Source organism: Limnoraphis robusta CS-951 (genome assembly GCF_000972705.2).
The window spans coordinates 1-12,015 of the sequence record NZ_LATL02000042.1 but is presented as its reverse complement, the minus strand read 5'-3'; the positions used below and the strand labels follow the sequence as shown (position 1 = coordinate 12,015).

General features: G+C 42.6%; 8 protein-coding genes and 2 pseudogenes. 5 read left to right on the top strand and 5 right to left on the bottom strand.

Going from position 1 to position 12,015, the window contains the following annotated elements; all coding sequences use genetic code 11:
* Positions 1–117 precede the first annotated feature (117 nt).
* From WN50_RS35120 to WN50_RS35775, 4 genes and pseudogenes are all read left to right on the top strand, one after another.
* Positions 118–605: pseudogene (locus WN50_RS35120) on the top strand (RNA-guided endonuclease InsQ/TnpB family protein); the annotation flags it as partial.
* A gap of 1 nt (position 606) precedes the next feature.
* Positions 607–1,121 (top strand): RNA-guided endonuclease InsQ/TnpB family protein (locus WN50_RS35115; RefSeq protein WP_235440816.1); only part of this gene is annotated, 515 nt, incomplete at its 5' end.
* 272 nt (positions 1,122–1,393) lie between these two features.
* A pseudogene (gene mgsA / locus WN50_RS35780) lies at positions 1,394–1,888 on the top strand (methylglyoxal synthase); the annotation flags it as partial.
* A 3-nt stretch (positions 1,889–1,891) separates the two neighbouring features.
* Complete coding sequence (locus WN50_RS35775; protein ID WP_342586731.1) at positions 1,892–2,851, top strand: diacylglycerol kinase family protein; 960 nt, start codon at positions 1,892–1,894, stop codon at positions 2,849–2,851.
* On the opposite strand, the gene WN50_RS03270 is transcribed toward WN50_RS35775, so the two are convergent.
* From WN50_RS03270 to WN50_RS38025, 5 genes are all read right to left on the bottom strand, one after another.
* Entirely contained in the window at positions 2,816–3,934 is a 1,119-nt protein-coding gene (locus WN50_RS03270) for a YheT family hydrolase (RefSeq protein ID WP_046277888.1), read from the bottom strand. The two genes, WN50_RS35775 and WN50_RS03270, sit on opposite strands and share 36 nt — an antisense overlap.
* A gap of 33 nt (positions 3,935–3,967) precedes the next feature.
* Positions 3,968–4,612 carry a TetR/AcrR family transcriptional regulator gene (locus WN50_RS03265; protein ID WP_046277887.1) on the bottom strand — a complete coding sequence of 215 codons (645 nt, stop codon included), beginning with the start codon at positions 4,610–4,612 and terminating at the stop codon, positions 3,968–3,970.
* A gap of 78 nt (positions 4,613–4,690) precedes the next feature.
* A complete protein-coding gene (locus WN50_RS03260) occupies positions 4,691–9,676 on the bottom strand; it encodes a WD40 domain-containing protein (RefSeq protein ID WP_235440818.1) in 4,986 nt (1,661 codons plus the stop codon).
* A gap of 611 nt (positions 9,677–10,287) precedes the next feature.
* Positions 10,288–10,488, bottom strand: a complete 201-nt coding sequence (locus tag WN50_RS03255; RefSeq protein ID WP_152964692.1) for a hypothetical protein — start codon at positions 10,486–10,488, stop codon at positions 10,288–10,290.
* Positions 10,489–11,415: 927 nt separating this feature from the next.
* Complete coding sequence (locus tag WN50_RS38025) at positions 11,416–11,892, bottom strand: hypothetical protein (RefSeq protein ID WP_483425968.1); 477 nt, start codon at positions 11,890–11,892, stop codon at positions 11,416–11,418.
* Between WN50_RS38025 and WN50_RS31755 the strand changes: the two genes are divergently transcribed.
* Positions 11,865–12,015, top strand: a 151-nt coding sequence (locus tag WN50_RS31755) for a hypothetical protein (RefSeq protein ID WP_342586732.1), incomplete at its 3' end; no start/stop codon positions are given. The two genes, WN50_RS38025 and WN50_RS31755, sit on opposite strands and share 28 nt — an antisense overlap.

Sequence of the window (12,015 nt, the reverse complement as noted above, 5' to 3'; positions counted from 1 at the left end):
GTAGGTGAATTGCGACCAACAAAAAAGACTCGGTTTTGGGAAAGCCCGTCTCAAGTTTTCCTTTCCTAAAGTCTAACGGGTTAACATGGCGGGGTAGAACCATGTTACAATCCTAGTATGCTAACACTAACCTACGAATTTAAGCTAGTCCCTTCCCAAAAACAGATCGTCATCATTGAAGAAATGTTGGCGGTCTGTAGAAAGGTGTGGAATTATGCCTTAAGAGAGCGGAAAGACTGGATAAATAGTAGGAAGTGTGCAATTAATTCTTGTTCATTACAACAAGAATACATCATCTCAGCAGATACCCCTTACCCCAACTACAACGTACAAGCCGCGAATCTAACCAAGTCGAAGAAAACTAACCCAGAACTTAAGAAAGTAAATGCTCAAGTTTTACAGCAAGTCTTGAAGACTTTAGAGAGAGCATTGAACAACATAAAAGAAAAGGGTTATGGCTTTCCTCGTTTCAAGAACAAGTATCGGATGCGGTCGTTTGTCTTCCCCCAGTTTAAAAGTAATCCCATCTCAAACGATTGGATAAAACTTCCTCAGATTGGATTAGTTAAAATGAGATTATCTCGACCCATTCCCGAGGGATTTAANCAAAGGGTTCATCGAATAGACAGAAACTCAACCAGAAGATAGCAAGACTTCATCAAAAAATATCAGAGACCCGAAAAGATTTTCATTTCAAACTGGCTCATCATTTGTGCGACCAAGCTGGAATGATATTTGTGGAAGATCTCGACTTGAGAACCTGGGCGAAAGGAATGTTAGGTAAACATACTTTAGACGCAGGGTTCGGTCAGTTCTTCAATATACTCGCTTGGGTATGCTGGAAAAGGGGGGTTTATTTTGGCAAGGTTGACTACAGATACACCAGTCAAATCTGTCCAAATTGTGGAGTGCATACAGGCAAAAAAAGCTTGTCTGAACGTACACATAAATGCCCCGAATGCCAGTACGAAATCAACCGTGATGTTGCAGCAGCAAAAGTGATTTGTAACCGAGGTGTCACTGCGGTTGGGCAGATCGTAGAAGAAATTGACTGTGTAGGCGTACTGTCGGGGGTTGGTAACAGCCTAGATAAGTGCCGCAAAAGCAGTAAACCCAAATAGCGATGTTTGGGAATCCCTCTCTATAATCTCTGATTTAGAGAGGGAGGATGTCAANGATAAGTGCCGCAAAAGCAGTAAACCCAAATAGCGATGTTTGGGAATCCCTCTCTATAATCTCTGATTTAGAGAGGGAGGATGTCAAGTCAAAATATGAGGATATAGCGTTTATATTATTAAATCAAAAGTGCAAGCGAGACGCTAGCTGGAGGGTATTCGGTTAATTGATTCACTTTATTTGTTAATGTCAACTTCCCCAAAAGGCTAATTTTTTTATGGCTGCTACCCTTGCTCTGATTGCTCACGATCGCAAAAAAGAAGAACTGGTTGAATTCATTTTACGATATCAAGGCATTTTTTCTCGTTATCACTTGATAGCCACGGCAACAACAGGACAACGAATTCAACAAGGAACAAACCTGACGGTTGAACCCCTGCTCTCCGGGCCACAAGGAGGAGATCTTCAAATTGCAGCACAAGTCGCTGAAGGAAAAATATTAGCCGTTATTTTCCTGATAGATCCGCTTTTTTCCCAACCCCATGAACCCGATATTCAAGCGTTACAACGCATTTGTGCGGTTCATAATGTTCCCCTTGCGATTAATAGTGCTACGGCTGAAGCTATTGTTGAAAAACTCCGTCAGTCACGAATTGCTCATCTAATATTTAACCCGGTTTCCGGAAGTGGAAATTCGACTCAAGAGTTAGCTTTAATTTGCAAATTACTTGAACCTCACCTGCACTTACAGGTTCATCAAACTACCCCAGAANCTATTGTTGAAAAACTCCGTCAGTCACGAATTGCTCATCTAATATTTAACCCGGTTTCCGGAAGTGGAAATTCGACTCAAGAGTTAGCTTTAATTTGCAAATTACTTGAACCTCACCTGCACTTACAGGTTCATCAAACTACCCCAGAAGAAAGTGCTGAAGAACTGACTCTAAAAGCCATTGCAACTGAACCCGATCTGATTATTGCCAGTGGTGGTGATGGTACAATTTCGGCGGTAGCGGGAGTGTTAATTGGCACACAAATCCCCTTGGGTGTGATTCCGAGAGGAACCGCAAATGCCTTTGCAGTCGCTTTAGGAATTCCCGTCGCCTTGACTCCGATTAGAAGTGCTTGTCAAGTGATTATTAATGGAAATACTCGGGTTGTTGATGCGGCTTACTGCAACCAAAAACCGATGATTTTACTCGCCGGAATTGGCTATGAAGCCGAAACGATTGACAAAGCGACTCGAGAAATGAAAGAACAATGGGGGGCTTTAGCCTATTTAATTGCGGGTTGGCAACAACTGAATGAGCAAGAATTGTTTTTAACAGAAATTGAAGTTAATAACGAGGTTTATCAAATGAATTCAGCCGCGATTACGATTGCGAATGCTGCACCCCCGACTTCGGTGTTAGCCCAGGGAAAAGGAGAAGTTATTTTTGATGATCATCTCTTAGATGTTACGATTGCAACGGTTAATGTTAATCCCCAACAACTGGTTAATAATCCTAAATTACGAGCGGTTGCCACGATGATTAATATGCTGGGTTCGGCTTTAGTTAAAACAAATCCCGATCATCCTGATATTTATCATTTTAGAACTCAACGAATCAAGCTGACTGCAAATCCGCCTCAAAAAGTGGTTGTTGATGGGGAAGTTATCGGTACAACTCCTGTGGAAATTGAATGTATTCCAGATGGGTTAATGGTGTTTGTGCCTGGAAATAATATTGGTTAACGGCGATTCAAATTCAACTGAATAGCTAGAATTTGACAAGCGATCGCACCACTGCAACATTCGATTCCAAGCCCACCAACGATCCGGATCTTCAGCTTGAAGTTGAGAAGATTTACTGCTAATATAACCCACATGACCGCCATATTGGGTTAATCTCAAATCAATCGCTGAATTTTCGCGGCTAGCGGCTTGCAAATCGGGGATAATCGTCGGGTCAAATAAAGGATCATCCGCAGCATAAAGGATTAACGTGGGTTTCTGCAATTGAGGCAACAAAGCCAGCGCACTACTGGCGTTATAGTAGTCTTCAACCGATGAAAAACCCAGTCGTTCGATCACCAGTTCGTGATCAAATCCCCAAATACTATTCGCTCGTTTAATCGCTTCAGGATCAATCGCTTCAGGATGCGCTGTATAGATGCGTCTGGCTAACTTTTTCAGTTCAGAGGCGATCGCTCTTTCTAGATATTTTCCCCAGCGATGTTGTACCAAATAGGACAGAGAACGGCTAGAATCAAGACTCGGACAAATCACCGCTCCCCCAGCAAAGTCGGACTCGCTGAACTCCAGGTCATTTCCCCAGTCTGAAACCGTTTGAGCCGCTTTCACGCCCCACAGCGCCAACTGTCCACCCAGAGAATATCCCGTAAACCAAAACGGAGGCGGACAGCCTAAAGCTTTCGCATGGGCGGCGATGCGAACAAAATCTTCTCCCTCATACAGTCCATCTGAGGTTAGCGTCGGAGAAAGTTCTGCGGTTTTGCCATGCGCCCGCCAATCAAACAATACAACGCTGTAGCCTTGAGCGTAGGCTTTACGCCCCAACAGTCTGAGAAACCATTGATTATCTAAATCTCCGGTAATGCCGTAGGTTCCGACAATTGTACCGCGTGAATGTTCGGCAATGGCATATTTACCAAAAATCGGAACATTTTCCGCACCGATAAAAATTTGGTCTTGATAAGGAGGTTCTGGGTGAGGGGTTGTTTGTTCCCAAGTTTTCTTTGCTCTCAACGCCGCATAAACCGTCATGGTTAAGCCATTTTTCAGCAAAAAGGGAGGAGTATACACAAGTTGATCCATGATCGAGAGCAGAGAATAAGTGATTACCCTTAATTAGATTAACAATTTGTTGTTTTCAGGATCGGTTTGGCGTCCAGCTTTAATGATCGTATCCACAAGGCTATCAATTAACCGTTCGGAGTCCATCGGCATCAGTCGATGTCCGTGCAGCACTTTCTGAATGAGAACGAAGTGAACTAAAGCCCCGACAAAAATACGGGCGGTGGCTTCAGGATCGTTAATTTCCAGTTCTGAACAATCTCTAAAATACTGCGTTAGAATCACCGTTGAAGGTTGAATCAATTCCTGCACAAAGACTTCTGCCAAATCGGGTCGTTTGCCGGACTCCGCGATAATTAAACGGGCAAAACAAAGCTGTCCATCCTCATCAGCATTTTGTAAAATTCTCTCCGCGAGATCTCGGAGAACGCTTTCTGGTTCACCTTTGAGGGGTTTTGACCAAACCAGGCGAAATTTCTCGGAAGCAATGCGCTTGACAAGGGCGGTAAACAAGCCATCTTTATCGGAAAAATGACTGTAAAGGGTTTGTTTGGAGACTCCGGCTGATTTTGCTATTCTATCCATACTGGTGCAAGCATAGCCATGTGCCAAAAATTCGGGTATGGCACCTTCAAGGATTTGTTCGGCTTTTTCTGCATATCCGGGACGCAAATATTCGGAATTTATTATTTTAGGCATTGTTATCAATACTCCTGTTGTGTTGTGTCTATTATCTTCCTGGCTCCCTGTTAAAAAACAGCACCCAACTGTACAGTCTCAAGGTAACATTACTGACTGTTCACTGTTTCTTATCCCCTGACATAGAGGAGTACGGTTTTGTTCATCTGAAGTATCAGTCTGGAGATAATCATTTAACCACAGACAACCCGCACGAATTTGATAACCTAACTGAAAACCTTGCATATTCCACAAAATCGTTGTTCCATCTTCTCGAGCGATCGCCAAAAGTTTACCATCGGGATCGAAATAGACACTATTAAGAAACACATCTTGATCAAGGGTGTAAAAAGCCTCAATTTCCCTCTGAGCGGAACAGTTTCCATCTACAGGCCAAAGCTGTTGACGATCAAGCTGCCATAGTCGAACTTTTTTATCATCACTCGCACTCGCAATCAGAGTCCCATTAGGATGAAAATCAACACCGCGTACAATGGCTTGATGTTTCAAAGGACAAGATGCTCCCCGGCTGGGACTCCACAGGACAACCTGGCGATCAACTGCAATCGCTAATAGTCCTTCTTTGGGGGTATAACTAATCTCATTAATGGTTTGATTGGGGTAAGACAAAATCCTGCGCGACTCCCAACCTGCTTTTTGGGAACTCCACAATAGGATCGCAGATCCCGTAGAATCTGAAGTTGCCGTCGCCATCTGATTTCCGATCGCATTGAAACGAATACTCACAACCGGATCATCAAGCTTCAAAGTGTCAATTAAGCTGCCGTCGGGTTGCCAAAGCTTCACGGTGCGATCTTCACTTCCAGAAGCGATCATTCCAGTCGGACTAAACTCTACAGCATTCACGGGTTTCTGATGTCCGCTTAAGGTTTGAACCAACTCGCCTTTGAGGTTCCAGAGTTTAACGGTAGGTTGTTGTTGACTCACTGTCGCCAGGGTTTCTCCGTCTGGACTCAAACTTACCCAACGCACTTGTTTTTGATTGTTCAACACCAACGGTTCATCGGTTGAGTTTTTCAACGGTTCCGCACTGTCTGTCTTCCACAGTCTAACGGTTTGATCGTCGCTAGCGGTGGCAATGATTCCATTCTGACTCCAACTAATATCATTAACAGCGTGAGAATGTCCTTGCAAGATTTGATCGAGGGGATTTCTGTTGCGATCCCAGAGTTTTACGGTATTGTCTGCACTGGCGGAAGCGATCATCTGACTATCGGGACTAAAACTCACCGTCCAGACATCATTTTTGTGTCCGGTAAACGTTTGCAAAATCGCGCCATTTTTATTCCACAGTTTCACCGTGCTATCGCGACTACTACTGGCAATGGTCTGACCATCGGGGCTAAAACTCACGCCTAAAACATCACTGTTGTGTCCTTTGAGGGTTTCAACGGTATTGGTTTTTAGGTTCCACAGTCTAACGGTGCGATCGCCGCTTGCAGAAGCCAAAATCTGACCATTCGGGCTAAAACTGACTTCATAGACCCCAATGCAGTCTTCTGTCTGTCTGAGGGACTCACAATGCCCTCTGAGGGTTTTTAGGAAGGTGCCGTCTGGCTTCCAAAGTTTCACGGTTGGATCTGAATTCCCACCGGAAGCGAGGGTTTGACCGTCGGGGCTAAACTTTACATCTAAAACTCCACCTTGATGGGCGTTGAGGGTTTTAATCAGGGTTTCCTGTTCAACATCCCAAAGCTTGATCGTACTATCACCACTCCCGGAAGCCAAAACCCGACCATCGGGACTGAAACTAACACTCGTCACCACATCCTGATGACCTTTGAAGGTTTTTAACAGTTGTCCGTCTCGACTCCAGAGTTTGACTGTCCTATCGATACTGGCTGAGGCGATCTGATTTCCATCGGGACTAAAACTCACGCTAATCACGTTATCCTCATGGGAAACAGGTTGTGAATTGAGAGACGGATCGATCAGATCTTGAATAAATCTGCCATCTTTACCCCAGAGTTTGATCACTTTTTCGTTTCCGGCGGTAGCGATGATTTGACCATCGGGACTGTAGCTTGCGGCTAAAATACTGTCTTCTTGTTCGAGTCGATTGCGCTCGTGTAAACTATTATCAAATAACTTTCGCAGTCCTTTAGCAATCTCGTCTTTTTGTTCTTTGGACGCTTGGGTTTGTTGAATACTTTCACCAATCACCAAAGTCGCTCGTAAAATGCCAATTTGATCGTTTTGATCGCCTACAATTAAAGACTCTTGAGCCGCTTGAATGGCTTCAATTCTTGCTCGGGCTTCTTGTTTTCTTTGAGCCATTGCAAATAGACCAAATCCGGCAAAGACAAATCCGGCTAAAACCGCCATAATTCGTTCAAGTTGGCGGCTACGTTCTTCTGCTGTGCTACGACGTTCGGTTTCTTTGGCGAGGCGAGAATAGACATCTACATCTTCTTTGAGTGCTTTATTTTTTTGTTGCAGTTGCTCAAATTCTGCATCTCGATCTAAGCGATTTTTCTGACGAATAAAATCAGCCAGATAATCGTGAACCAGTTGATAAAATTCTGCCCCATCTATGATTTCTCGGGAGACTAAGCCAGATTTTGCCAGAATATACAGAATTAAATCCAGTTGATATTCTACGGCTTCTTTTCCGAGTTTTCCTTTGAATTCTTCTGTTAATTCTGAACGGGTTTTTAGCGGCCGAGTGTTGTTTTCATCGGTGAGTAAAAACAGGATTAAATTCGCGGTTTGTTGATGTTCTGGGCCACAATCTTGAATGACTTCTTCGAGAAAGCGCTCGACTAATTTTTGATGGGGGCCTTGACGTTTATAGTCGGCTAAAGTAGTAATATCTTCGGCTTGAAGTTGGGCGCCGACGACTTGTAATTCTATCGGACGAACTTCTCCTAATTCCCGCGAGAGGTCATTAACTAAGGCTTGAATTAGGGCATCTTCTAGGAAAAAATGGGAGCGATCTGTTAAACTTTTGATGACGTTGTAAGCTTCTGTCGGGGTCAAGTTGCCCAAATAAAATAGAATGTCTTTATTTAAAATATCGTTGTTAACAATTTCAAAATCAATTAATCGGGTTCCTTCTAATAAATGATGTAAGTAGTCCTCTCGAACGGAGATCATCACTTTTACATAGGGTAAATTGAGACAATCTCTTAAGACTTCAAAAAAAAGGCGGCGAGTGCTGAGTCTTCTATGGGCGAAGAAAAATTCTTCAAAGTGATCAAAAATTAAGATCGTGATTTGATTATTGTTCGCGTTTTCTTTTAATTTGAGTAAAATATTTTCAATCGCTTCTTGATGGGTTTGTTCTGTCTGGCGGGTTGATTTTTCTGCTTCTTCACGGTTTTCTATCGTTTCCTCTTCTTCTAAAAAGGCTTGAGTTCGATCAGCGTATAATTTATTTTCAAGTTCTTTTGCATAGGAGTTGTAAGTTCTCAGCAAGATCGGAACAATTTGACGGGCTTCCACACTCAAATCTTGCAAAGCCGGAACTAAACCCGCTCGAATAATCGAACTTTTACCGACTCCAGACTGACCATAAATCACCGTTAATTTGTGTTGAGTGCTTCCGATGCGTTGGAGTAAACGATTAATTGCTTCTTCACGACCAGAGGCTTTGATTTCATCGGTAACAGTGGCTTCAGTTGACACCGTTCCTAACATCGGATCAACCGCTTGTTCTCGGGGTTCGAGTCGTCCGGCGCCAATAAAAGCCGTATAGCCAAATGCACTCGATTTTGTACGATGTTCTTTTTTAATATCAAAGGCTTCTCGATATTGACCGAGTTCAAAATAGAGTCGGCGCAACATTCCTAAGATTTGCAGATAAAATCTAGGATTGTATTTAGGAGCGGTTTCTTTGTAGGCAATTTCTAACTTTTCTATGGCCTCCCAAGGTTGGCTTAACTGTTCTAAGGCTTGAGCCAGTATCCAGTAATATAAACCTTGATTTTTATTGGTGAGCGGATCATCAATAATTTCCTGGGGATTTTGATTCAGTATTTCTAAGGCTATTGAGGCGAATTCTTTGGTATTTTGCCAGTCAGATTTATGCCGATAATATTCCGCAAAAAAGCCGTAATCTTGAGCGAGTTGTAGCGGTTGAGAGTTTTGCTGTTGATGTAATTTTCTGGATTTTTGAGCGAGTTTAAACAAAGCGTCCCAATCTTCCAGTTCCCGCAGAATTTCACCCAGTTGATTAATAAACTTTGCGACTAAATCGGGTCGTTTTGCCGCTTCAAAATAGTCTAAACATTGCTCAAAATACATTCGGGCTTCTAGCCATTCTTTGTGACTACTGTGCCTGAGATGTTGTTCGGCTTGGTAAGCTGAACATAACCCTAGATGATACAAAATAATACCCTGCCAAATGAGCGGATTTACGGCAGGGGAAGAATGAACCAATGGATATTCAGCCTCAAAATTCGATGAACGAGATGAGAGTTTTGTACTCTCTTGTTGCCAAAAGTTCCAACTGAGGTTATAGTTTTCTAGCGCTTCTGAGATGTTTTGATGAGCGTAGTAATGTCGAGCCAGAACGAACCTTAGACTAGCCGTTAAAGCGGGTGTTAAAGTAATTTTTCGGTTTGTTAAATCTTGATAAGCTAGTTGCAGTTCCGAGGCGCAATGTTCACCCAAAATTTTGCTATTGGAAACAAATGAACACCCCCCGAGTTCTAAAATGGTGGTGAAGAGTTGCTGAGATTTGCTCGAAAGAAAGTGAATTAATTCGCTAGAACTTTGTTGAAAAACATAAGTCGTCGCGTAGCCAGTAAAATCCGGCGCTCGTCGATTTAACTTTTTCCACAGTTGATCATTAATCCACAGCAATACCGGAAAGGGAAAGTTTAAAAAGGCTTCTCTCGCTAAGTTAGTCGCCGCTAAGACTTCATCTAGCGTTTCCACCCTCTCTAAACCAAACACCATGACAACAGCAGGATGTTCTTCTGAGAGTTCTGTTTCTAGGGTACGATAGAGGTTATCAATAGAAGCACTCAGATGAATTTCTCGAATGGGTAAAGCTGATTTTTTGTGGAGTTGCTTAACAATTGTTTTCCGCAGACTAATATAGTTACAGCGAACCAACACCAATGAGAATTCTCCCTCTGACAGTTGTAAGGTTCGAGAGAGAGTATCAAGCTGGCTTTGATTGTGGGTTACTGTANCTGATTTTTTGTGGAGTTGCTTAACAATTGTTTTCCGCAGACTAATATAGTTACAGCGAACCAACACCAATGAGAATTCTCCCTCTGACAGTTGTAAGGTTCGAGAGAGAGTATCAAGCTGGCTTTGATTGTGGGTTACTGTATCATCTTGGGGATATACATTCATTGGGCTGGTCAATTTTTTCTCCGATACGCCTAGATTAGCTTGATCTCAGATTGATGAATATAAAAATATACTTTAGGATAGCACTGCTTTATAGAGACTCGGAAAAGCCATAAAATATCTTTACTTGTTTGCATCGGGAACTTTTTAGGCGATCGCATCGTCTACTCCGCTATTACCCATACCATATATCACATATGTTAAAGTATAGGGGATGAAAGTAGTCAGATCGGACAAAATCATAGCAGTCTGTGGTCAATTCTTCAATCTCGGGAAAATGCTTTCAGTCGAATCAGATCCAATGAAAGCCTACCCAATGAAAGCCAATCGATCGAACAATAAACTCCTCACACGATGAGTTTTTGCTGTTTTTAGCATTTCCCGTAGAGTTTACAGGGTGTACGATCATAAAGAATCTCAGGGGAGAGTAACTTCTCATCCTCAAAAGAAGTAGAATCTTGGATCTCCATTTGCAAAACGCCATCCGGTTGGGAGATCGGCGGTTTGATTTTCCCGCTATCTGCCAAGCTAGAATTTCCACTGAGCATCAGTAGCATTGGAAGTGCTATCATTAGATCTAACCTTTTGGGTGTCATCGGAACCATTTTGCTCACCTCGTTTGTTATTTGAATTTAGGGTTCATCAGGGTTTGATTGTTCTGCGTTCTTCTCTACTTTATTCTTCTCAATCTCCCAACTTTAGCCGGAATTTTAGGGAGATTATCCCCCTGTATCCGTTGTTTGTCAGCGTTTTAGCGATTGACGGATTGAGTTGTGATGTTTGCAAGTCAATCCCTTCTCACCTGTTTAAGAAGTGACGAGTGACAAGCCAAGAAACGGGAAACCCACTCTGATCAAGCTGTTAACAGATCATCAATTTAAAGAGTAGGTTCTTCTTCAGCTTGAGGGAACGAGAGGGAAAAAAAATCATCCGTAGGGATGAAAGCCTCAAGACAACTTTTCACGAAAATATACTGACAGATAGAACAGGATTATTGTTCCAATCATCTAGTCGGAAAATAGGGCTTGAGACGGCACAAAATTCGGGTTAAGTCGAGAACAGCAAAGGATCAGTTTTGGGAATATAGCAGAAGTCAGGAGACACCGAGACAGGAGACAGAATTGAAACCTTTATCATAAAAGGATTTGACAGAAAAACACTGTCCTAATCAAAGGCTTCGACTGCTATATAACCCAATGGTTTAACTGTTCGTTGCTATAGAGAAGGTCTACTTCATCAATCTACAACGGTATTGACACCAAAATCCGGAACATTTATCACCTTTACTTAATTTAGGGTGTGGGGTGTTCCAAAAACCCGATTTCTCCAAGAAACCGGGTTTCTNGTTTAACTGTTCGTTGCTATAGAGAAGGTCTACTTCATCAATCTACAACGGTATTGACACCAAAATCCGGAACATTTATCACCTTTACTTAATTTAGGGTGTGGGGTGTTCCAAAAACCCGATTTCTCCAAGAAACCGGGTTTCTCTGTATACTTTAGGTAATAACAGTGGGTTCTGTACGACCTGTTATCGACTTAATTTGAGCAATTTCATCGGCAATTGAAATGAAATCCCCTAACGCTACTTGTGGATCTAAACCCTGTTTACTGGCATCGGGTTCATAACTTTCTAAATAAAGTCGTAATGTTGCCCCTTTTGTTCCAGTGCCAGACAGTCGAAAAACAATCCGAGAACCATCAGTAAACCCAATGCGAACCCCTTGTTTATCAGAAACACTATTATCAACCGGATCGGTATAACTAAAGTCGTCCGCGTATTCCACTTCATAACGCCCGAATGTTTTGCCTTTCATCGTCGCTAAACTCGAACGCAAACGAGTAATTAACTCATTGGCTTTATCGCTTTCGACTTCTTCGTAGTCATGGCGAGAATAGTAATTTCGCCCGTAAGTTTTCCAGTGTTCTTTGACAATATTCTCAACGGATTCTCCCCGAACTGCCAGAACATTCAACCAAAACAAAACCGCCCACAGGTTGGAAGTTTTTCGGTAATTTATTAGATGCTGGAAAAGCCACGCTTTGCGGTGAGGAAAGCTTCGGAACAGGTTCAAATCATATCCGCGAAAAAGATGGTT